Raw genomic sequence first — 22,816 nt, forward strand, 5'->3', positions numbered from 1 at the left:
GATCACTCGGCCCGGCCGGGAACGCGCAGGCTCTTCGGCCGCAGATCCGTCCACACCCGGCCGATGTGGTCCAGGCATTCCTGTTCGGTGCCCGAGACGCCCGTGTCGAACCATCCCTCGGGAAGCGGGCGGTCGGCCCACCAGATCGAGTACTGTTCCTCGGCGTTGACCACCGCCGAGAAGACGCCGCTGGTGTCGGTCATATCGTCCTCGCTCTCGAGTCTCGGTCAGACGTAGGCGAATTCGGTGCGGGGCACCTCGCCGCGGAACCGGTCCGCGTGCAGCGAACCGATATCGATGCAGGGCTCGCACCCCAGCACCAGATCGGACACCACCTCGCCCACCGCCGGCGCCTGCATGAAGCCGTGCCCGGAAAACCCCGCGGCGTAGAGGAATCGGCTCACGGTGGTGGACTCACCGATGAGCGCGTTGTGGTCCGGCGTCACCTCGTACAGCCCCGCCCAGCCGCCGGACAGGCCGACATCCATCAGGCCGGGTGTGCGTTCCCGCACGGTGGCGGTCAGCCGGGGCAGCCAGTCGTCGGTCGGGGTGGTGGAGAAGCCCGGCCGCACATCGGGATCGGACATGCCGATCAACAGGCCGCGGCCCTCCCGGCGAAAGTAGTAGGCGGTGGCGAAGTCGATGGTGAACGGTGCCGGGATCGTGGCGTCGACCGGGCCGGTGAAGATGATCTGCCGACGATAGGGCAGCACCGGCAGGTCGACGCCCACCATTTCGCCGACGGCGGCCGACCACGCGCCCGCGGCGCAGATCACCGTGCTCGTCGCGATGCTGCCCCGATCGGTGTCGACGGCGCGAATCTCCCCGCCCGCCAGCTGAATTCCGGTGACGGTGCAGCGGGTGAACAGCCGCGCGCCGCGGCGGCGGGCGGCGGTCGCGTAGCCCAGCACCACCGACTCCGGCGTGCAGTGCCCGTCCTGCGGCGAATAGGCCGCCGCCAAGAGCCCTTCGGTGTCGATCAGGGGCGAGAGTCGCTTGGCCTCGTCGGGGTCGACCATCCGGGTCGGGATGCCGAGCGAATTCTGTAGCGCCACATTCCGTTCGAAGGCCGTCACGTCGTCGGGCCGGGACAGCAGGAACAGGTAGCCGACGGTCCGCAGGTCGATCTCCTGGCCGTGGTCGAGATGGAATCTGCTGTAGGCGGCCATACTTCGGGCCGCGATCTGGATGTTGACCGTGTCCGAGAACTGGGTGCGCACCCCACCGGCCGCCTTACAGGTCGACCCCGACCCGAGTTCGCCGCGCTCGAGCAGCACCACGTCGGAGACACCGGCGGCCGCGAGATGGTAGGCGATGCTGGTCCCGATGACACCGCCGCCGATGATGACGATCCGCGCGAACGAGGGTAGCGACATCTCGAATCTCCCAGGTAGTCGTTGGCTCGTGCCCATGGTGTGTGAAGGGCCTGACGAGCCGCTGGTGCGTCGGGGCCGCAACGTTTTCGGTGACGGCACTGCGCACGCCGGTGCTGGGCGGGGGGATCAAGGGTTGGGTACGGGAGCCCGTGCCGCGGCCGGGCGCGGGCACACCGGTATCGCCGCGGTCCGTGGGGAACCCGTGGTCACTCGTCCTCCGGCGAACTGAACAGGACGATCGCGGTTTTCGGGCCGGTGCATCGGTGCCACTGCGGTGACGGGCCCGGCTTACAGAATCGGCACATGATCGTTCGACCGTTCCCGACCGGCCCCGTCGCGGCACGAGCCACCACGGCGGAGATCGAACGCGTGCCCGGCGGAGCCTCGCGATGACGACGCCACGCGAGGTCGTCATCGACGCCGCCTTCAACGGCCCCCCGAATTCCGCGCACGGCGGTTACGCCTGCGCGACCTTCGCCCGGGCCACGGAATCGACCGCGCCCGTGACGGTCACGTTGCTGCGGCCGCCGCCGTTGAACACCCCGATGACCCTGACCGGCGGCGGGCGCGGCTGGCTCGTGCACGCCGACGACGCGCTGATCGCCACCGCCGCGCCCGCGCCCGCCGCCTCGAGTGCGCTGCTGGATCCGCCGCCTCCCGTCGACGCGGCCACCGCCGCCGCGGCGACGCGGGCCTTCGCCCCCCGCGCGCACCCGTTCCCGACCTGTTTCGTCTGCGGCCACGACCGCCCGGACGGCTCCGGTCTGCGGCTGGCTCCCGGCCCGGTGCCGGAAAGGCCGAATACCGCCGCGTGCCAATGGGTTCCGCCCGGTGCGCCGGGGCGGCCGGTGTCCGCCGAGCTGATCTGGAGCGCACTCGACTGCCCGGGTGGCTGGGTGCGCGACCCCGCCGCCGCACCGGCCGTGCTCACCCGCATGGCCGCGGAGATCACCGGTCCCGTCGAGGCGGGCCGTCCGCACATCGTGGTCGCCGCGCTGCGCCGGGAGCAGGGCCGCACCCGCACGGTCGGCACCGCGGTCTACGCGGCCGAACCTGGTTCGGTGTCCCGTCCGCTCGCCGCCGCGACCGCGATATGGACGCTGCTCGCCGAGCCGACCCGGCCACCCGTCCCCACCGGCTCCCACGCCCGCGGCTGAGAAAGGAGACCTCGTGCGCATGGATTTCGCCGACACGATCACCAGCGTGTTCAAATGCGGTGTCGCCGACCACCCGGACCGGATCGCGCTCAGCGCGCCCGACGGCGACCTCACCTACGCCCAGTTGGACGCCGCCGCGAGCCGCCTGGCGAGCAGGTTGCGGGCGCTCGGTGTGCGGCCGGACGACCCGGTCGGGGTGGCGCTACCCCGCTCCGCGGATCTGGTGGTGGCGCTGCTGGCGGTGCTCGAAGCGGGCGGCGGGTATCTCGCGCTGGATCCGTATCAGCCCGAGACGGGCCGGGCCACCATCCTCGCCGACGCCGGGGCGAAGGTCGTTCTCACGCCCGAACTGGTTCGGGAACTGTCCGAGGAACCCGCCGCGGGCGCACCGGAACCCGAAACCAGCGGCAGCACAGCGTATTTCGCGTACACCTCCGGTTCGACCGGAAGGCCGAAGGGGGTGTGCGTTCCGCATCGGGCGGTGCTGCGGCTGGTGCGCGGTCAGCGGGCGCTGCCGCTCGATTCCGGCGAGGTGTTCGCCCAATTGGCGCCCGTCGCCTTCGACGCCTCCACATTCGAGATCTGGGGGCCGCTGCTCAACGGGGCCCGGTTGGTGGTGCCGCCGCCCGGCGACCCGACCCCGGCGCTGCTCGCCGATCTGGTGGGACGGCAGGGGGTGAGCGTGCTGTGGTTGACCGCGGGCCTGTTCCACGCCACGGTCGAGGCCGGGATCGGAAGACTGCGCGGGCTGCGATATCTCGTGGCGGGCGGCGACGTCCTGTCCGCCGCGCACGCCGACCGCGCCCTGACCGAACTGCCCGGCCTGACCGTCATCAACGGTTACGGCCCGACCGAGAACACCACCTTCACCACCTGCCACCGCATGACCGCGCCGCTGGGCACGGATCGAGTTCCGATCGGGCGGCCGATCGACGGCACGACGGTGCATCTGCTCGACGCCGACCTGAACCCCGTGCCCGACGGGGAGATCGGCGAATTGTGGGCCGCGGGAGCGGGTTTGGCCTTCGGCTACCACAATGATCCGGTCCGGACCGCGCGGCAGTTCCGCCCCGACCCGCGGGTGCCCGGGGGGCGTCTGTACCGCACCGGCGATCTCGCCGCGCTTCGGAACGGGGTGCTGGAATTCCACGGCCGGGTGGACGATCAGGTGAAGATCCGCGGGTTCCGGGTGGAGCCCGCGGAGATCGAGGCGGCGTTGCGTCGGCATCCGGAGATCCTCGACGCCGCCGTGGTCGCGCAGGAGCGACCGGACGGGCGTGTGCCGGTCGCGTTCTACCTGGGCGAGATCACGCTCACCTCCGCGGAGTTGCGCGAGCATCTCGCGGAGCTGGTGTCGCAGTACATGATTCCGGCGGTGTTCCATCGGCTCGAGGAACTGCCGCTCACCGCCAACGGCAAGGTCGACCGCGCCCGGTTGGCGACGCTCACCCTGCCGGAACGTCCCGAGCTCAGCACCGACTATCGGCCGCCGGGCACGGAGACCGAGACCTTCCTCGCCGGACTGTGGGCGGATCTGATGCAGGTGCGGCAGGTCGGGGTCGAGGACGACTTCTTCGAACTCGGCGGCCACTCCCTGATTGCCACCCGGATCACCGCCGAGATCGGCGCCCGCTACGGATTCGTGGTGTCGACCGCCGACTTCTACGCCGACCCGACAGTCGCCCACCTGGCGACGCTCGTCGACGAAGGGCGGGCGAGTCGATGAGAATCACTGTGCCGCAGCCGGATACGCCGGATATCGATCTGGCGTCGATCGACTTCTTCGACCCGAACTGGTACGCCACCGGCGACCCGCATCCGGTGTGGGCGCAGATGCGTCGCGATGCCCCGGTGCACCGCCAGGTCCTGCCCGACGGCCGGGAATTCCGTTCGGTGACCCGATATCAGGACGTGCGGGCCGTGCTACGCGACCACACCCGCTTCACCTCCGAACGCGGCACGCTGCTGTCCATCCTCGGCGGCACCGACCCCGCGGGCGGCAAGATGATGGCCGCCAGCGACCCGCCCGTGCACACCGCGCTGCGCACACCCATGGCGAAGGTCCTCTCGGCCCGCGAATTACGCTCCAGCACACCGCGAATCCGCTGCATCGTGCGGCGCATGCTCGCGCCGCTGCTGGACGGCGAGCCGTGGGACCTCGCGGCGGCCGGGGCGGAGTTCCCGATCATGTTCACCGGCGGATTGATGGGCCTTCCCGAATCCGACTGGCCTCGGCTGACACGGCTGACCACCATGGCCATTGCCCCCGAGGACCCCGACTTCCGCGACGGTGACGGGGCCTTGGCGGCGGCGCATCACGAGCTGTTCGCCTACTTCTCCGCGCAGGTGCGCAGGCGACGACAGGATCCGGGTGACGATCTGCTCGGATTCCTCGTGCGCATGCGAGCCGACGGACGCGCCCTGCGTCACGACGAACTCGTCTACAACTGCTACAGCCTGCTGCTCGGCGCGAATGTGACCACACCGCACGCGGTGGCGGCCACCGTGCTGGCCTGCGTGGAGAACCCGGACGAGTACCGGCGCTGGACCGCGGACCGATCGATGACGCCGACCGCCGTGGAGGAGGGGCTGCGGTGGGCGTCCCCGGCCAACCACTTCATGCGCTACGCCGTCGCCGACACCGAACTCTCCGGGGAGCCGATCGCCGCGGGGGAAGCGGTGGTGGCGTGGCTGGGTTCGGCGAACCGGGACGACCGCGTCTTCGCCGAACCCTATCGATTCGATCTGAGCCGCAACCCGAATCAGCACGTCGCGTTCGGATACGGGCCGCACTACTGCATCGGCGCGCCGCTGGCCCGCATCGCGCTGCGGCTGCTGTTCGACGAGATCACCGCCGCCGTCGAGGAATTCGAGATCGCCGGGCCGATCGAGCATCTCGCCTCGACCTTCACCGCCGGGATCAAACGACTCCCGGTGCGAGCCAAGCTGTTTCCGGACGCCGAGCGACTGCTCGATCGAGCGCGCTCCGAGGACGGACCGATCCCGGTATGACCGCGCGCGACCATGGAGGTGAGCGATGACCACTGCCCGACCGGCGCCGCGTCGACGCGGCGGCCTGCTGCGCCCACCGAGCCCCGACGCCGCCGCGCGACTGTTCTGCTTCCCCTACTCCGGCCTGGGCGCATCGATGTACCGGCACTGGCCGCGCCGTGTCGGGGAGGTCGAGATCTGCCTGATCCAGCCGCCGGGCCGCGAGAACCGCATGCGCGACCCACATTTCGGTCGCTACGAGGACCTGGCGGAACTGCTGGTCCCGGATCTGGAGCCGTGGCTGGATCGGCCGTTCGGGTTCTTCGGGCACTGCGGCGGCGCGCTGGCGGCCTTCGCCACCGCGCTGCGGCTGGGCGCGCGGGGGCCGGACTGTTTGTTCGTCTCCTCGCAGGTGGCTCCGCACGAGGGGCCCTTCGGGCGCTTCCTGCGGATGACCGACGACGAGCTGGCCGTCGAACTGGCCGAACTCACCCGGTCTCTCGGTGGCGAGCCGCAGCCGGACATCCTCGCGCTGAGTCTGCGGGTGCTGCGCGCCGACGTCACCGCCAACCAGCGCTATCGCCTCGACGAGCCGGTCCGGCTGCCCGGCCGGGTGGTCGCGATCGGCTGGGCGGACGACCGGGAGATCCGGCCCGAGCAGATGACGGGCTGGCGCGAGTACGCGACCCCGGACCGGTTCAGCTCCACCGTGCTGCCCGGTGCTCATTACGAATTCCTCAGCGCCCCAACGGTTCTGTTCGAACAGTTCGCCGCCGGGATGGGCGCGTCGATGACGGAGGTGGGTTGATGTCACCGCGTATCTGGGCGCATTCGCCCAAGGACGCCGTGCTGCTCGGGATCAGTCTGTCGCAGCTGGCGGTCATGATCGCCGCGGCGCTGACCTGGTCCAGCACCGGACCGGTCGTCCGCGGGGTCGGTTTCCTCGTCGTCACGGCGATGATGACCTACAACATCATCGTGGTGTCGCATCTGTTCACCCATGTGCCGTGGTTCGTATCGGGCAGGCTCAATGCCATTGCGTCGGTGCTGAATTCGATCGCCATCGGGCAGTCGGTACAGGCGTATCACCTGACCCATGTCCGCAATCATCACCGGTACAACAACGATCCGATCGGGGCGGACGGCACCACCAAGGACAAATCCTCCACCTACCGCGACGGACACGACGGCGACCACACGCCGTTGCCGCGGTACGTGCTGCTCGGCGCGCTGGACTCGCTGCTCGGCCGGGGCCGGGAGTTGATCGGTGTGGTCCGGTTGTGGCGGCTCGGGCCCGCGGACGCGAATCTGCTTGCGCTGGCGTCGAATCGAGAGCCACGCCGTAGCCGGGAACTGCGGCAGGTGCGGGCCGACCGCGCCGCGCATTGCCTGTCGCTGGTCGGGTTCGCCGTGTTGTCGTGGCAGTGGACCCTGTTCTGTTATCTACCGGCCTTCTTCGCCGCATTGGCTCTGGTCAACGTGCAGAACTATTACCGTCACTACGGCGCGGATCCCTCGCACCGCGGCGCGGACTCGGTCAGCCACTACGGCCGCGTCTACAATCGCCTCACCTTCAACGACGGCTACCACCAGGAACACCACCTGAGCCCGGCCACCCACTGGACCAAACTCCCGACCGTCCGAGACCGCCGCCGCGACCTGCTCGACGCCCGCCCCCGCATCGTCAGCCCGGTCCCGGCCATGCTCGGCTTCCTCCATCGCGGCCGCCCCCTCCTCCACCGCGCCCCCACCGACCAACCCACGAACTCATGAGCGCGGCGGCGATCTCCACCCGGCTGCCTGCTATCGGCGAGGTGGACGCGAAAACCCCACGCGCACTGGCATCCCTGCCGGTTTTCGCGGCGGTGCGAGGGCCCGATGTCGCTGTCGGGCTGGGCGGGATTCGAATTGCGGGTCGGTCCTGGTCGGGGACGGCCGTGTTGGGTAGACGAGTCAGGGCGGTGATTCGATGAGTGTCACGAAGGACGTTGCTGCGCCGGGTTTCTCGGCGGTGAGTGATCGTATCGCCGTGCGGGCCGCTGAGCAGCCGGGGGCGACGGCTGTGGCCTGGGCTGGTGGTGTGTTGTGTTATCGGGAGCTCGATCGGTGGGCCGATCGTCTTGCGCGATTGCTGCGGGCTCGGGGGGTTGGGCCGGAAGTCGTTGTGGGAGTGTGGTTGCCCAGGGAGCCCCGTTTGATCGTGGCTCTGCTGGCGGTGCTGCGGGCGGGCGGGGCGTATCTTCCGCTGGATCCGGGCTATCCGGCGGAGCGGTTGCGGCATATCGTGTCCGATGCGCAACCGCGGGTGGTCGTGACGGCGGGGGACCGGGCGCTGCCGGGGACGATCGTGGTGGATTTGGATCGCGACGCCGAAGCCATTGCGGCACAGGAGGAAGGGCGTCCGGAGGGTGGGGTTCGGCCGGACAATTCGGCCTACGTCATCTACACGTCGGGGTCGACCGGTGCGCCGAAGGGTGTGGTGGTTCCGCATCGTGGGCTGTCACATCTGGTGGATTGGCATATCGCGCGTTACCGCCTTACGCGCAGCGATCGGTGTGCGCAGGTGGCCGCCATCGGATTCGACGCCTCGGTGTGGGAGATCTGGCCGGTGCTGGTTGCCGGGGCCGGGCTGCATCTGCCGCCCGAGGGGGTGCGTGGTGTGCCGGATCGTCTGACCGCTTGGCTGGCCGAACGGCGGATCACCGTGACCTTTCTGCCGACGCCGCTGGCGCAGGAGGTGCTGCGGGATTCGAGGCATCGTGAAATCGGTGCGCGGGCGATTCTCGTCGGGGGTGACGCGCTGACCGCGGCGCCTACGGCGGGGACACCGTTCGCGGTGGTGAATCATTATGGGCCGACCGAGAATACGGTGGTGGCGACGGCGGGGGAGGTGCCGTCGGGTGGGCCGGGGCTGCCGTCGATCGGGAGGCCGATCGAGGGGGTGCGGGCCGTGGTCCTCGACGATCGGCTGCGGCCGGTTCCGGCGGGGACTCCGGGTGAACTCTGGCTCGGGGGAGACGGTTTGGCGCGCGGCTATCTCGGTGGTCCCGGGCGGACGGCGGAACGGTTCGTAGCGGACCCGGCGGGCGGAGGGCGGCGTCTCTACCGCACGGGCGACATGGTGAGTGTTCGGCCCGACGGGGAGTTCGACTTCCACGGGCGGCGCGATGACCAGATCTCGTTGCGCGGGGTTCGGATCGAGTTGGGGGAGGTGGTGGCCGCCGTGCGCGGGGACGCGGCGGTGGCCGATGCCACGGCCATCGTCCGCCCGGCGCCGAACGGGACGGATCAGTTGGTCGCGTATGTGATCCCGGCCGAGCCCGCGGGCTTCGACGCGACAGCCCTGCTGGCCCGCCTCGCCGCTGTCCTACCGGCGGCGATGGTGCCCGTCCTGGTCGTCGCGATCGAGCGTTTCCCGCTCACCCCGCACGGCAAGATCGATCGGGCCCGGTTGCCGGAACCCGCGGTCACGCGGTCGGAACTGCCTCGTGACGGTCTGGAAGCCCGGCTCGCCGAACTCTGGTACGACATGCTCGGCCTGCCGGGAGCCGAGCCGAACATCCACGCGAATTTCCTTGCCCTGGGCGGTCATTCGCTGCTGGCCACCCAGCTGACGGTGCGACTGCGCGAGCAGTTCGCGATGGAGTTGCCGACGCGCGCCGCGCTCGCCGCCCCCACCATCGCCGAACTAGCCGACCTCCTGCGCGCACACGAACCTGCGCCCGGCCACCTCGATACGGTCGTCCAAGTGCACGGTGAGGTCGCCGCCCTGAGCGACGAGGAGGTGACGGCCCTGCTCGCCGACCTCGAGGACCAACGCTGAGAGCCATCACGGGAGCGATGCGTCTTCGTCGGCCGAGCCGCTGACGGACATCCGCTACCCAGCAATCGCCGAACGGGCTCGACCAGGTTCACGCCCAGGAGAACAGTGAGGCGCTCCTCGCCGTTAGGGCATCGGTCGCCCTCGTTGGTGAGAGCCTCGTAGCGGTCACATCCGCCGTGGCGGTTCGCCCTGATCGAACGACGTCCCGGATGGCTCTGCCCGTTACGGGAATTCGTCTTGGTGAAACCGGGCAGCTGGTCGCGTCCGTCACGAAGGCGGTCCGACCGAAGAGACCGCGAATCACGCTGTCCGTCAGAGTGATTCGCCTTCATCAACCGAGGCCGAGAGTAGCCTTGCCGGTCGCGGCAGTTCGTCTTGCCACATTGAACGGCGAATGCCCCTGTGCATCAGAATGATTCGACGATCAGGTCCACCACAAGAACTCCCCCTGATCCGACACACCACTGAAGCAGGTCAAAAGGAGACGCCCCCGGTCCCGATCATCGCCGCCCAAAACGGCATGGATGAGGTTCCCATTGATCAGACAGAGGTCCCCGGTATGCACAGGGATGTCGAGGGCGGGGTGGGCGGTGAGGAGTTCGGGCGGATAGGGGTAGCCGCTGTGCGTCAGGCCCAGCCGGGAACGGGTGGCGTGGTCCGGGGCGACATTCCAGATTCGGAGGGCCCCGCCCGCCCCGGGGACGTGGGGGTAGACGTTGATGGCCAGTACCCGGCGAACGGTTTGAATCTCGAAACCCGCTTGCAGGGGATCACTGAGTTGGGCGAGGTCGTCGTGGGGAAGGAGGAGATACTCGCCGATATTGTTCCAGCACACGGCCTTCGAATCCCCCGCACGGCGTCCGTCGTGCTGTGCGGGACGGCCCGTGAGCGCCCCGGTGGCCAAGAGCAACTCGCGCACACGGGACACCGGGTCGTGGACGCCGGTGTAGAGGGCCCGCATGGCGGGGGCGGTGGCCGCCGCTTGGTCAAGGTATTGGTCCGTGGTCTTCTCGATGTGGGATGCGCCGAGGACGTACGCCTCCACGCCGTCGGCGCCCTCGCCGTAGCGGGGGATCCGGTCGGTCGAGTTCGCGAAGTTCGCGGTGATCACGGAACAGTCGGCGGCACTGACGTATTCGGAGACCAGGTAGGCGGCGAGCCGTCCGTCGAGGACGTCCAGCACGCGATCGACGTCGACGGTGCGGGCGGTGCGATGGACCCGGAACCGATCGACCGGCAGGGGGGTACCGGTGACAGGGGCGGTGAGCAGATCGTCGGTCATGGAACCACGATGGCGGTCCGGGTCGATGTCGAGTGGTCACCGGATCGTCGCCTCGGGCCTCGATCGTTCCCGGTCATCGTCGTCCGACCGGCGAGCGACGGCGGCCCTACGGTCCTGGTACGGCCGAGTCCGATTGTGCGGTGCGGCCTTCGGAGGTTCGGGGCGGCTGCTGCTTCAAGTCCGGAGCAGGTCCTCCCCGCACCCGCACCGCCGCCCCCGAACTCACCGAGCCGAAACGATATTCACCAGTTTCGGCGCCCGCACGATGATCTTGGCGATCTCCCGGCCCGCCAGCGCGTGCCGCACCTTCTCCGACGCGACGGCCAGTCCGCGCAGCGACTCCTCGTCGGCGTCCACGGCGACCTCCACGCGGTCGCGGAGTTTGCCGTCGACCTGGATGACGCAGGTCGTGGTGTCGGCGGCGACCAGGGCGGGGTCGGCGGTGGGCCAGCCCGCCACCGCGACCGAGGGGCTGTGGCCGAGGCGTTCCCATGCCTCCTCGGCGGTGAAGGGTGCGAAGCAGGACATCATCCGGACGAGGGATTCGACGCCGAACCGGACGATCGGGTCGCCGGGGCCCTCGGCGCCGTCGACCGCCTTGCGCAGCACATTGGTGAGCTGCATGAGCTGGGCGATGGCGACATTGAGGCGCTTGCCCGTCATCAACGTCGTGGTCTGGTCGATGATGCGGTGGATCGAGCGGGCCAGGTCGCCCGCGGGGTCCGCGCCCGAGTCGGCGGTGGGAGCCGCGCCGATCTCGGTGGCGAGACGCCAGACTCGGGACAGCCATTTGACCGAACCGTGGGGGGAGACGTCGGCCCAGTCGATGTCGTCCTCCGGCGGGCCCGCGAAGATCATGGTCACGCGGACGGCGTCGGGGCCGTAGGCGGCCAGCTGCTCTTGCAGATTGACCAGATTGCCCTTGGACTTGCTCATGGCGCTGCCGTCCATGAGCACCTGGCCCTGGTTGGTGAGGCGCTTGAACGGTTCGGTGAACGACAGCAGGCCCGCGTCGTGCAGGGCCTTGGTCAGGAACCGGGAGTACATCAGGTGGCCGGTGGCGTGTTCCTTGCCGCCGATGTACTCGTCCACGGGCAGCCACCGCTCGATCCCGGCCGGATCGAACGGGCCGTCGGTGTAGTCCGGATTCGGGTAACGCAGGAAGTACCAGCTGGAGTCGACGAAGGTGTCCATGGTGTCGGTGTCGCGCCGGGCCTCGCCGCCGCAGGCGGGACAGCTGACCCGCACCCAGTCCTCGGCGCTCTCCAGCGGGGACTTGCCGCCGGACGGGCGCAATTCGTAACCGCTGGTGGGCAGCCGGACCGGGAGCTGATCGTCGGGGACGGGCACCAAACCGCAGGCGCCGCAATGGATGATCGGGATCGGCGTGCCCCAGTACCGCTGCCGCGACAGCAGCCAGTCCCGCAGCCGATAGGTGACCGCTCGCTCGCCGAGCCCGCGGCGCGCGAGATCGTCCGTGATGGCGGTGATCGCCTCGGCCTTGGACAGGCCGTCGAAAGCGCCGGAGTTGACCAGCTTTCCGTCGCCCGCGGTGGCGACGCCGGTTTCGTTCGGGTCCGGTTCGCCGGTGTCGACCACGACCCGCACCGGAATATCCATGGCGCGCGCGAAATCCAGATCGCGCTGATCGTGCGCGGGCACGGCCATCACCGCGCCGGTGCCGTAATCGGCGAGCACGTAATCGGAGGCGTAGATCGGCAGCCGCTCACCGCTCACCGGATTGATCGCGTAACGACCCAGGAACACACCGGTTTTCGGCCGATCGGTGGCCAACCGCTCGATATCGGTGGCCGCCGACGCCGCCTGCCGGTACGCCTCGAAATCGTCCTTGCGTTCGGGCGCGCACAGCCGCGCGGCCAGTGGGGCGTCGAAGGCGACCACGAAGAATGTGGCGCCGAACAAGGTGTCCGGGCGGGTGGTGAACACCCGCACCGGCTCGTCGTACCCCTCGACGGTGAAATCGACGTACGCGCCCTCGGACCGCCCGATCCAATTGCGTTGCATGGTCAGGATTTCCGCGGGCCAGTCGATCTCGGCCATATCGTCGAGCAGCCGCTGGGCGTAGGCGGTCGTCTTGAAGAACCACTGGGTCAGCGCGCGCTGCACCACCTGCGCGCCGCAGCGCTCGCAGCGACCCTGGATGACCTGCTCGTTCGCCAGCACCGTCTGATCGTTGGGGCACCAGTTGACGTGCGCGTCCTTGCGATAGGCCAGGCCCTGTTCGAACAGTCGCAGGAACAGCCATTGATTCCAGCGGTAATACTCGGGGTCGCTGGTGTGGAACCGGGTACGCCAATCGAAGGAGATGCCCAACCGCCGGAATGATTCGGCCTGGGTCTCGATATTGGCGTATGTCCAATCACGGGGATCCAGATCGCGTTTCAGCGCCGCGTTCTCCGCGGGCAGACCGAACGAATCCCAGCCGATCGGCAACAAAGTCTGATAACCCCGCAAACGCAGGAATCGGGCAATCGCGTCGCTGATCGAATAGACCTCGGCATGACCCATGTGCAGATCGCCGGACGGGTACGGGAACATGCTCACCACATAACGCCGGTCGCTGTCGTCGAGCCCGGTGAGCTTTTCGACTTCGAACGTACGGCGGTCCGCCCACACGTCCATCCATTTATCGATGATGGCGTGCGGGTTATAGGTCTCCTCGGCCGAGGTGTTGTCAGCGGTCATGAGTCCAGTTCATTCGTGTCCCGGATGGTCGTAGGTCAGTCTGTCACACGGGTTGGCCGGGCTCCTAACCCAAGCCCGGCCCCCCTCGCGCGGTCCGACACGCCCTGTGCGACACGCCCATTTGTGAAGCCCGGTTCACACCGAACCCATTCCCCGAAACCCGTGTGGCCAGTGTCGATTTCCGTCGCCGTCGGAACGTCGCGATTCGAGTGGCGCGTCCGGCACCTGGACGTTCGAGCGGGTTCTATCATCGCCACGATCATGCATCGAAAGGCAGTTATGGAACCGACCGGTGTGTTCTGCGAAAGCCCTGGATACGGCCGGTGAGTCTGTGCGGACGCAATGTTGCGTTCTTACAGATGAAAGAGCATGATCCGAGCTAGCCTAGTTCTGGACCACTGATCGAAGCGGTACATCTGAACCCCGGAGACCAATCATGTTGGTGCGATCGATGTTGCGGCGAGATGCCTGTGGGGAGCGACGATGACGACCATGTCGATGGCCGGCGTGCTGCCGACGGCGCCACAGCTGTTGTGCGCGTTCCAAGGTCGTCGCTTCCAGGATCGGGCGCTGTTGCGGTCGGCGCGAGCACTGGCCGAACTGCACAGCCGCCGGGCGGCGGTGTGCGATCCGTCGATGCTCGCCGAGATCGACTGCCGGCGCGGCGAACTCGTGGAGGACATCAACGATTGGGTGGATCACGAACTGCCCCAACACCGCAACGGCGCGCAGTTGCACACCGAGAGCCTCGGCGCGGTGGTGGACCGGATGGCCCGCAGTTGGGTGGACGCGAATCAGGCCATCGATCGCCACGGACCGCGCAGCGACAATACCCATAAACACTGGTATCACCTGGCCGAACTCGTCGACGGCTACACTGATCTCGTCATCGATGTGGCCGGTGGCCGCCGTCGGTTACCGGAACAGTGATCGAAGACGGCGGGCGCAACGACGCGCCTCGCCCGGCGTGCCGCGCGGTCGACTGGCGCGGCACGCCCGTTCGGTTCCTCAGCGCAGCGCGGCCCGGCTCCGCAGCCGCCCGAGGATCAGCAGCACCAGCAGCGTGACGGCGACCAGCACCGTCGTGCTCGCGGCGGCGTCGAACACCTCGCCGCGATCGGTGGCCGCGAAGATGCCGACCGGCAACGTCTTCCAGGTCGCCGGATAGACCATGATCGTCGCGCCCAGTTCGCCCATGGATAGCGCGACCGCCAGACCCGCCGCCGCGCCGAGCGCGGGCAGCAGTAGGGGCAGGGTGATTCGGAGCAGCACCCGGACCGGTCCCGCGCCCAGCGATTCGGCGGCCTGCCGGTAACTCGGGTCGAGCCGGTCCAGCGCGGCCGACACCGCGCTGAAGGCGTAGGCGAGCACCAGCACCGAATGTGCAACGATCACTATCCATTTCGTGCCGCCCAGCAGCAGCGGCCGCTCGTTGAACGCGATCAGCACGCCGAGCCCGATCGCCACCGACGGCACCGCCACCGGCAGATGGAACACCGCGTCGGTGAGCCGCCACCACCAGCCCGGCGCCTCCCGCGCGGCCAGCGCCGCCCAGGTGCCCAGCACCAGCGCGACGGCCCCGGCCAGCAGGGCCGTCTGCAAACTCACCGACAGGCTCGCCGCCTCCTCGCCCGACAGCGCGTGCCCGAAATTGGCGAAGCCCAGGTGCGACGGCAGCGGCCCGGTCCATCGTCCGGCCAGCGCCGCGGCCACCACGGTCGCGATCGGCGCGGCGAACACGATCAGCACCACGAGCGCGAAGACGGCCAGCACCACCGCCCGCCCGGTGCGGGTCCACACCAGCACGGTTCAGCCCTCCGTTCGAATCCTCGTGACCCGGCCGAAGATCAGCCGATACGCCACGTACAGCGTCAGCGACAGCAGCACCTGCACCGAGGCCAGCACGGCCGCGCCCGGCAGATCGAAGGTGACGATGCCGCGGGTGTAGATGAGCGCGGGCAGCGTGATCACGCCCTTCGCGCCGGTGAACAGCACGATCCCGAACTCGTTGAGCGTCAACAGCAGAACGAGACTGCCGCCCGCCGCGAGCGCGGGCCACGCCTCCGGCAACACCACCTGCCGCAACACGCGCCACGGCGACGCGCCCAGGCTCGCCGCCACATCGAGCTGTTCGCGGGGCAGTTGCGCGAACGCGGCCAGCAGCGGGCGCACCACGAACGGGGTGAAATAGGTGATCTCGGCCAGCACCACACCCGTCGGTGTGGTCAGGAAATCGATGGTGAGCGAACGGTTTCCGGCGATTCGATCGAGCAGCGCGTTCACCGCCCCGGCCGTGCCGTAGAGGAAGGTGAACGCGAGCGTGATCAGGAACGACGGCAGGGTGAGGATGGTATCGATCACCCGCCCCACTACCCCCGCGCCCGGGAACGGCACGAACGCCAGCACCACCGCGACGAAGGTACCCAGCACCAGGCAGCCCGCCGTCGAGCACACCGCGATGGACACCGTGCGCCACAACGCGTCCCGGAACGACCGCGATCCGAGCACCTGCGACCACACCCCGAGGCCGCGGCCCGACGCGGTCTCGGTCGATTCGGTGAGCACCCGCGCGATGGGATAGACCGCGATGAGCGCGACCACCGCCAGCGGCGGCAGCGACCACAGCACCGGCCGCCAGACCCGTTGTGCGGCAGGGCGTTCGGGCGGCTCGGTGACCTCGGGTTCGAGAACGGTCGACAGGGTCATTCCCGCTCGCCCCCCACGGGAGCCGGGATCAGCACCCCGGCCGGATCGGGCAACAGCACGCCCACCACCGCGCCGACGGCGTGGTCGGCCTGGCCCGGCACGTCGGCGAGGAGTTCGACCGGCAGCCCGTTCACGTCCAGTCGCAGGCGGGTCGTCGCGCCGCGCCACACCGCGGACAGCACCGTCGCGGGCAGGGCCTCGCGTTCGGCGGTCGTGCCGACGCGGACGGTGTGCGGGCGCACGCACAGCAGGCCCTCGTCGTCGGGCGCCCAATCCAATTGGCCCACACCGGGTGTGGGGGCCTCGGCGCGCAGCGTGCGGGTGCCGGAGGTGACGAACGCGGCGGTGCCGGAGACGTGTTTCACCGTGCACGGCACCAGGTTCGCGCCGCCGAGGAAGGCCGCGGTGAACGAACTCGGCGGGCGTCGCCACAGGTTCTCGGCGGTATCGATGTCCACCAGCCGGGCGTCGCGCATGACCGCGATCCGGTCGGCCAGCGCCAGCGCCTCGGACTGATCGTGGGTGACGTACAGCATCGCCGTGTCCGGCAACGCCTTTCGCAGATCCTGGAGTTCGGTGAGCATGGACTGCCGCAGTTGCGCGTCCAGCGCGGCGAGCGGTTCGTCGAGCAGCAGCACCTTGGGCCGGATGGCCAGCGCGCGGGCGATCGCGACGCGCTGCTGCTGACCGCCGGACAGCTCGCGCGGCAGCCGGTCGGCGTAGGCGGCCATGCCGACCATCTCCAGCGCCTCGCCCACCCGCTCGCGCACCCGGGCGCGCGGGACGCGATGCGCCCGCAGGCCGAAGGCGACATTGTCGCGCACCCGCATGTGCGGGAACAGCGCGTAGGACTGCACGACCACGCCGATCCCGCGCTTGGCGGGCGACAGGTCGGTCACGTCGCGGCCGGACAGCCGGACCGCGCCCGCGCTGGGCCGGACGAATCCGGCCAGCGCCTTGAGCGCGGTCGACTTCCCGGAACCACTGGGGCCCAACAGCGCAACGGTCTCGCCCGCGGCCACGCGCAGGGTGAAATCGGTCAGCGCGGCCGTGGCCTTGCGGCCCCGGCCGTAGTGGACGCCGACCCGATCGAACACGATGGCGGGTTCGGCGTCGGCCGTGCCGGTGGCCGCGACGGAGGTCGACGGTGCGGACATCAGCTGCCGGTGGCCTTCTGATAGGCGGCGACGTCGGCGTCCAGCTCGGTGAGCACCTTGTTCCAGTCGGGGGTGACGATGCCGACATCCTTGATGTAGGCCGCCGGGGAGTCGGCGCCCGCGGGCGCGGAGTCCTTCAGATCCTTGCGCACCGGAACCGCTTTGGCGTCGGGGCCGAGGGTCTTCTGGACGTCGGCGGAGAGCAGGTACTCCATGAGCTTCTTCGCCGCGTCCTTGTGCGGGGCGCCCTTGGCCAGGCCCATGACGTAGGGCAGGGCGACGGTGCTGCGCTTGCCGTCGGCGGTGGCGGGGAAGAAGAGGGTGAACTTCGAGCCCTTCTCCTTGATGGTGGCCAGATTCATCTGCACGTCGCCGTTGGCGACGAGCAGTTCGCCGTTGTCCACCTTGGGTTGCAGCTTGCCGGTCGAGGAGGACGGGCCGACATTGTTGGCCTGCAACTTCGCCAGATAGTCCAGCGCGCCCTGCTTGCCGTAGAGCTGCTGGAGCAGGATCAGCACGGCCGTGCCGTCTCCGGCCTGCCCGGGGGTGGAGTACTGGATCTTGCCCTTGTACTCCGGCTTCAACAGGTCGTCCCAGGTGAGCTTCGAGCTGTCCACCGACGGATTCGCGATGAACGACAGGTAGTTTCCGGCCAGCGAGACGTACTTGCCGCCGGGATCCTTGTCGGTGTCGGCGACCGCGCTCAGATCCACGCCGCTGTCCTGGAGCAGCCCGGACTTGTTCGCCTTCTGGATGAACGGCGGCAGCGTGACCACGACGTCGGCCTGCGGGTTGGGCTGTTCCTTGTCGACGCGGTTGACCACCTCCCCGGACCCGGCCTCGACGTAGTTCACCGCGATACCGGTCTGTTCCTTGAATTTCGCGAAGTGGGTCTTGTACCAGTCGCCCACGCCGTCGGCGGAGTAGACGGTGACGGTCTGGTCGCCGGAGGTCGAGGTGCCGGTGCCGCCGCACGCCGCGGCGGTGAGGGCGACCGCGGCGGCGGAGGTCAGGGCGAGGGCGGCGCGTGCGAGGCGACGGGACGGAATACGCACGATGACAACAACTTTCGTGTGCAGCGAAGGGTGGATCGAAGGGACGGTTACGGGGTGGTGAGCAGTTCGGCGAACTCGACGACCGAGTCCACGATGTGGGTGGCGCCCGCCGCGCGCAGCTGCTCCTCGCTGTGCGCGCCGGTCAGGGTGCCCGCCACGATCCGGGCGCCCGCCGCCAGGCCGCTGGCGATATCACTGGTGGTGTCGCCGAGCACGGCCACCCGGTCGACCGCGTCGGCGCGCAGGCGCAGCAGCGCGGTGAGCACCAGATCCGGGTAGGGGCGGCCGCGTCCGGCCTCGGCGGGGGCGAGGGTCAGATCCGCGATGTCGTTCCAGCCCAGGGCGTTCAAGAGTTTGTCCTGGGTGGTGCGGCTGAAGCCGGTGGTCAGCGCGACCTTGATCCCGGCCGCGCGCAGCGCCGTGATCGCCTCGGCCGCACCGGGAATCGGGGTGGCCTCGGCGGCGAACTCGTCGTAGGTCCGCTCGAAGGTCCGGTTCGCCAACTGGGCGCGGTCCTCGTCGCCGAACAGCGCGCGGAAGACGGTGATCTTGGATTGGCCCATGGTGTCGAGCACGTAGGCGCGCGCGGTCTCGCGGTCGGTCCCGCTCTCGGGCAGCCCCACGGCCGTCGCGGCGGCGTCGAACGCGCGCAGCACCAGGCCGCCGTCGGCGACGGTGGTCCCGGCCATGTCCAGGACGGCCAGTTCGATCCGCTTGTCGGACACGATATTTCCTCTCACAGGTTCAGCAGGTCGGCGGTTTCCTCGCCGAGGGCGGGGCCCAGCGTCATGCCGCGCCCGCCCGGTCCGGTGACGACCCAGACGCCGTCGGCGGCCCGCACGCGGGTGACGATGGCGGCGGGATCGATGCTCTGGCTGTAGACCCCGGCCCAGCGGCGCACGACGGGCGGGAGCTTGCGGCCCAGTAACTCCTCGGCGACGGCGGTCAGATGGTCGTAGGGGGCCTCGTCGACGTCGAAGGCGAACGGCTCGTCGTATTCGTGGGTGTCGCCGATGGTGAGCCCGCCGTGCAGGCGCTGCACGCACAGCAGCTGCATCTTGTGCTGGGCGGCGGTGAACGTCTGCGACTCCTCGCGCGCGAGCGAGTCCAGGGCCGGTCCCGCGAAACCGGGGTAGTAGCGGAAGCTGTCGCCGTCGGCGATTGCGGTGGTGAGCTGTTCGCCGAGCGGGGCGGTCTGCATCATCTGCAACCGCACGCGGCGAACGGGCATGTCGCCCACCAGTTCCCGGGCCAGCCCCGAATGCGCCGCGCCCGGGCAGACCAGCACCACGTCGCCGGTGAAGCGGCGGCCCCGGTCGTCGACGACGGTGGTGCCGGTGACGGTGCGCGCCTCGGTCCCCGCGTAGAAGCTGTAGCGCCCGCTCGCCTCCATGAACGCGCGCAGGGCGGGCAGCGCCTGCCGGGACTCGACCGCCGCGTCCGTCGAACAGTGCAGGCCCGCAAGGAATTTGCCGCGCAGAGCCGGATTGAGCGCCCGCACCCGGTCCGGGTCGAGCAGTGCGAAACCGCGCTCGGCGGCGGCCGGGCCGGCCGCCGCGGCCTCGGCCACCGCGAGTTCGGCCTCGGTGCGCACCAGCGTGATCGATCCGGCAGGGCGGAAGCCGACGCCCGGCACCCGCCCGCCGATCTCCTCCCACAGCTGCCGCGACCGCAGCGTGATCGCCAATTCCCCTGCGGCGCGGCCCGATACCCACACCAACCCGAAATTGCGCACGGTGGCGCCGCGGGCCTCGACCTCGCGCTCGAGCTGCACCACCTCGTGCCCGCGGCGAACCGCGGCGAAGGCGTGGGCGGTGCCGAGGATTCCGCCGCCGATGATGACCAAACGCATGACCAGCATCATGCTCAATGGTCTAGACCGACGGGTGTGGGCGAGGCCAACGTTCGGTTAACAATTGGTATAGACCAATCTCGGGTACGCTGGGCGCATGGAGGTGACGCGGCAGCCGAAGGCGTATCGGGTGCGCACGCAGATCGAGCGGATCATCGACGACCTGGCCGAGGGGGATCCGGTGCCCTCCGAGCGGGAGCTCGCGGGGCGGTTCGAGGTGGCGCGCGAGACGGTTCGGCAGGCCCTGCGGGATCTGTTGGTGGAGGGGCGGATTCGGCGGCAGGGGCGGGGCACGGTGGTGTCGCGGCCGAAGATGGTGCAGCCGTTGTCGTTACGGTCCTATACCGAGGCCGCGATCGGTCTGGGGCGCAAGCCCGGCCGGGTGCTGGTCGGGTGGGACGATGTCGCCGCCGACGCCGACACCGCCGACGCGCTCGGCCTCGAGACCGGTTCGCCCGTCATGCATCTGGAGCGGATCCTGCTCGCGGACGGGGAGAAGATCGGGCTGGAGAGCACGTTCCTGACACTGGAGCGGTTCGGCGGGCTGCGCGCGGTCTACGATCCGACGACGTCGCTGTACGCGGCCATGCGGGCGGCGGGGGTGGTGTTCGGGTCGGCGCGGGAGCGGGTGGAGACTGTGCTGGCGTCCCCGCGCGAGGCGGCGCTGCTGGAGTGCACGACCGCGTTGCCGATGATCCTGTTGCACCGGCGGACCGTCGACACCGACGGGCGTCCCATCGAGCGGGTGCGGTCGTTGTATCGCGGCGACCGTATCGCGTTCGAAGCGGTACTGCGGGAATGAGTCTCACTGCCGGGTGAGTTCACCGGAGGCGAAGTTGGCGGGATTGCCGATCTCGCGCCAATCGATGCGCAGTCGGCCCTCGCCCGCCGGGGTGAGATCCAGCGAGCCGGCCACGCACCGCCCGTCGGGATTGTCGGTGGGGGTCTCGGTGGCGGTGACGGACCCGTTCACGGGCGGCGTGAGCGTCATGGTGCCCCGGCAGCCGAGTGTGCTGTTCTCGAAGGTGCCCTCGAGCCGGTCGCCGGGGATGTGCAGGGTGACCGTGGACTCGGAGATCTGCCCGAACGGTTGCGCGATCGACCCCGACCAGTTGCCGATGAACGCCTGCGGCACGGGTTTCGGCGCTACCGTCGTCGAAGTGGCCGCGGCGCCAACGGGATTCGCGTGGCGCGCGTTCCAGACCACCGAGAACCCCGCCGCGACGAACGACACGGTCAGCACCCCCGCCACCACGCTCCAGATGATCACGTGCCGCCGTTGATCTGCCACCACACCCGATCGGGGACCTCGCCCCGAAGAGTGGAACACCCCGGCCGGAACTCCACCCGAAAACCCTTGGCCGCCAGGGGTACCGGCCCCGCCCGTCATGGCCGGAACCGGCCCGCTCGGTGGCCGTGTCGCCGGGAGTGGCCCGCCCGTCGGTCCGAGTGGTGGTGTGCCCGGCGCGCCGTGCGGTGGCCGACCCGTCGCGCCGGTCGGGGGTCGGTCCGTCGCGCCGAATGGTGGTCCCGTCATCGCACCTTGTGGTGGCGCGCCGGTTCGGGTCATGCCCGGAGGTGGTGTGCCAGGTGGGCGTCGTTCTCGTGGTGGAACGGGAGCGGCGGGGAACTGGCCGGTTCTGTTGTCCGGCGGGCCCGCCGGACGGCTCGGCGGGAGCGGAGCCGCAGGAGGGCGATGGGTCCCCGGCGCGCCGGGCGGCTGGGGGCGCGGCGGGACCGCTTGCGGCCCAGCGGATCCCGACAGCGCCCGCCAGGCCGCGTCGGCGAACTCCCGGCAGGTGCCGAAGCGCTGGTCCGGGCTCTTGGCCAGGGCTCGGGTGAGGACGGGGTCGAGGGGGACCAGGGCGCGGTCGGTGGTGCCGAGGGAGGGCGGGGTCTGGAAGAGGTGGGCGTGGAGCATGGTGAGCGGGTCGCGGGCGGGGAAGGGGGTGCGGCCCGTGAGGAGGCGGAACAGGGTGCAGGCCAGGGAGTACTGGTCGCTGCGGCCGTCGATGTCGGCGTCGGTGTCGAATTGTTCGGGGGAGGCGAATTCGAAGGTGGCCAGGACCTCGCCGGTGCGGGTGAGGCGGGTGGATTCGGCGAGGGCGCGCGCGATGCCGAAGTCGGTCAATACGATTCGTTCCGGTTCGGTGGGGCCGCCGGGGGACAGCAGGATGTTCGCGGGTTTGACGTCGCGGTGGACCACGTCGCGGGCGTGCGCGTAGTCCAGCGCCCGCGCGGTCTCGCGCACGATGTGCAGCGCCCGCTCCGGCGCCACCCGGCCCACGCTCGCGGCGTCGGTGCCCTCGATGTACTGCATCGAGATCCACGGCTGCCCGTCCTCGACGCCGCGGTCGTGGATCGACACGATGTTGGGATGGTCCAGCCGCGCCGCGAGCTCGGCCTCCCGTTCGAAGCGCGCCCGCACGCCGGCCTCGTCGAACAGACTGCGCGACAGCACCTTCAACGCGGTCAGCTTCGGCAACCGGGGATGCTCGGCCAGATACACCGTCCCCATCCCGCCACGCCCCAGCCGCCGACGGACGACGAACCCGGCGAACACCCCACCGGGCGCCAACTCCTCCGACACAGCCCGAAGTCTTCCGCAGCCACGGCCGTGTCGCAATGCCGTGTGGGGCCGGGAACTTCCGCAGCCGCCGCCGGGCCGCAACGCCGTGTTGGGCCGGGAACTTCCGCAGCGGCCGCCGTGC

General features: G+C 69.8%; 19 protein-coding genes. 8 read left to right on the forward strand and 11 right to left on the reverse strand.

What is annotated here, in order from left to right; genetic code table 11:
* Positions 1-2: 2 nt before the first annotated feature.
* Both ACWDSJ_RS23560 and ACWDSJ_RS23565 read right to left on the reverse strand, forming a co-directional pair.
* Positions 3-203, reverse strand: a complete 201-nt coding sequence (locus ACWDSJ_RS23560; RefSeq protein WP_387356101.1) for an MbtH family protein — start codon at positions 201-203, stop codon at positions 3-5.
* A 24-nt stretch (positions 204-227) separates the two neighbouring features.
* Positions 228-1,376: an NAD(P)/FAD-dependent oxidoreductase gene (locus ACWDSJ_RS23565; protein ID WP_450034267.1), complete on the reverse strand. Its 1,149-nt coding sequence runs from the start codon at positions 1,374-1,376 to the stop codon at positions 228-230.
* A gap of 389 nt (positions 1,377-1,765) precedes the next feature.
* On the opposite strand from ACWDSJ_RS23565, the gene ACWDSJ_RS23570 reads away from it, so the two are divergent.
* From ACWDSJ_RS23570 to ACWDSJ_RS23595, 6 genes are all read left to right on the forward strand, one after another.
* The gene (locus tag ACWDSJ_RS23570; protein WP_450034268.1) at positions 1,766-2,533 is read left to right on the forward strand and encodes a hypothetical protein; all 768 of its coding nucleotides are present in this window, start codon (positions 1,766-1,768) and stop codon (positions 2,531-2,533) included.
* 19 nt (positions 2,534-2,552) lie between these two features.
* Positions 2,553-4,259 carry an amino acid adenylation domain-containing protein gene (locus ACWDSJ_RS23575; protein ID WP_450034408.1) on the forward strand — a complete coding sequence of 569 codons (1,707 nt, stop codon included), beginning with the start codon at positions 2,553-2,555 and terminating at the stop codon, positions 4,257-4,259.
* Complete coding sequence (locus ACWDSJ_RS23580) at positions 4,256-5,545, forward strand: cytochrome P450 (protein ID WP_450034270.1); 1,290 nt, start codon at positions 4,256-4,258, stop codon at positions 5,543-5,545. Before ACWDSJ_RS23575 ends, ACWDSJ_RS23580 begins: the two co-directional genes overlap by 4 nt.
* A gap of 25 nt (positions 5,546-5,570) precedes the next feature.
* Positions 5,571-6,332 (forward strand): thioesterase II family protein, encoded by a 762-nt coding sequence (locus ACWDSJ_RS23585; RefSeq protein WP_450034271.1) that lies wholly within the window; start codon positions 5,571-5,573, stop codon positions 6,330-6,332.
* The gene (locus ACWDSJ_RS23590; RefSeq protein WP_450034272.1) at positions 6,332-7,297 is read left to right on the forward strand and encodes a fatty acid desaturase family protein; all 966 of its coding nucleotides are present in this window, start codon (positions 6,332-6,334) and stop codon (positions 7,295-7,297) included. The genes ACWDSJ_RS23585 and ACWDSJ_RS23590 overlap by 1 nt, the downstream gene beginning before the upstream one ends.
* Before the next feature lie 196 nt (positions 7,298-7,493).
* A complete protein-coding gene (locus ACWDSJ_RS23595; RefSeq protein WP_450034273.1) occupies positions 7,494-9,347 on the forward strand; it encodes a non-ribosomal peptide synthetase in 1,854 nt (617 codons plus the stop codon).
* Between the two features lie 424 nt (positions 9,348-9,771).
* Here the strand turns inward: ACWDSJ_RS23595 and ACWDSJ_RS23600 are convergent, their stop codons facing one another.
* The gene (locus ACWDSJ_RS23600; RefSeq protein WP_450034274.1) at positions 9,772-10,629 is read right to left on the reverse strand and encodes a hypothetical protein; all 858 of its coding nucleotides are present in this window, start codon (positions 10,627-10,629) and stop codon (positions 9,772-9,774) included.
* 222 nt (positions 10,630-10,851) lie between these two features.
* Positions 10,852-13,335, reverse strand: a complete 2,484-nt coding sequence (leuS, locus tag ACWDSJ_RS23605; RefSeq protein ID WP_450034275.1) for a leucine--tRNA ligase — start codon at positions 13,333-13,335, stop codon at positions 10,852-10,854.
* 570 nt (positions 13,336-13,905) lie between these two features.
* Here leuS and ACWDSJ_RS23610 point away from each other — a divergent pair.
* On the forward strand, positions 13,906-14,265 hold the full coding sequence (locus ACWDSJ_RS23610) for a DUF4254 domain-containing protein (protein ID WP_387356979.1): 360 nt from the start codon (positions 13,906-13,908) through the stop codon (positions 14,263-14,265).
* 78 nt (positions 14,266-14,343) lie between these two features.
* On the opposite strand, the gene ACWDSJ_RS23615 is transcribed toward ACWDSJ_RS23610, so the two are convergent.
* Genes ACWDSJ_RS23615 through ACWDSJ_RS23640 form a run of 6 tightly spaced genes read right to left on the reverse strand, consistent with a single transcriptional unit; the run spans position 14,344 to position 20,105 of the window.
* The gene (locus tag ACWDSJ_RS23615; RefSeq protein WP_450034276.1) at positions 14,344-15,141 is read right to left on the reverse strand and encodes an ABC transporter permease; all 798 of its coding nucleotides are present in this window, start codon (positions 15,139-15,141) and stop codon (positions 14,344-14,346) included.
* Positions 15,142-15,144: 3 nt separating this feature from the next.
* On the reverse strand, positions 15,145-16,041 hold the full coding sequence (locus ACWDSJ_RS23620; RefSeq protein ID WP_450034277.1) for a 2-aminoethylphosphonate ABC transporter permease subunit: 897 nt from the start codon (positions 16,039-16,041) through the stop codon (positions 15,145-15,147).
* On the reverse strand, positions 16,038-17,198 hold the full coding sequence (locus ACWDSJ_RS23625; protein ID WP_450034279.1) for an ABC transporter ATP-binding protein: 1,161 nt from the start codon (positions 17,196-17,198) through the stop codon (positions 16,038-16,040). Before ACWDSJ_RS23625 ends, ACWDSJ_RS23620 begins: the two co-directional genes overlap by 4 nt.
* A complete protein-coding gene (locus ACWDSJ_RS23630) occupies positions 17,198-18,247 on the reverse strand; it encodes a 2-aminoethylphosphonate ABC transporter substrate-binding protein (RefSeq protein ID WP_450034410.1) in 1,050 nt (349 codons plus the stop codon). The genes ACWDSJ_RS23625 and ACWDSJ_RS23630 overlap by 1 nt, the downstream gene beginning before the upstream one ends.
* A 53-nt stretch (positions 18,248-18,300) precedes the next feature.
* Positions 18,301-18,978, reverse strand: coding sequence for a phosphonatase-like hydrolase (locus tag ACWDSJ_RS23635; RefSeq protein WP_450034280.1), 678 nt, complete (start codon positions 18,976-18,978; stop codon positions 18,301-18,303).
* 11 nt (positions 18,979-18,989) lie between these two features.
* A complete protein-coding gene (locus ACWDSJ_RS23640) occupies positions 18,990-20,105 on the reverse strand; it encodes a TIGR03364 family FAD-dependent oxidoreductase (protein WP_450034281.1) in 1,116 nt (371 codons plus the stop codon).
* Positions 20,106-20,202: 97 nt separating this feature from the next.
* Between ACWDSJ_RS23640 and ACWDSJ_RS23645 the strand changes: the two genes are divergently transcribed.
* On the forward strand, positions 20,203-20,907 hold the full coding sequence (locus ACWDSJ_RS23645; RefSeq protein WP_387356126.1) for a GntR family transcriptional regulator: 705 nt from the start codon (positions 20,203-20,205) through the stop codon (positions 20,905-20,907).
* A gap of 3 nt (positions 20,908-20,910) precedes the next feature.
* Here the strand turns inward: ACWDSJ_RS23645 and ACWDSJ_RS23650 are convergent, their stop codons facing one another.
* Positions 20,911-22,695 carry a protein kinase domain-containing protein gene (locus tag ACWDSJ_RS23650; protein WP_450034283.1) on the reverse strand — a complete coding sequence of 595 codons (1,785 nt, stop codon included), beginning with the start codon at positions 22,693-22,695 and terminating at the stop codon, positions 20,911-20,913.
* Positions 22,696-22,816: the final 121 nt, after the last annotated feature.

This window comes from Nocardia sp. NPDC003482, from assembly GCF_053588115.1.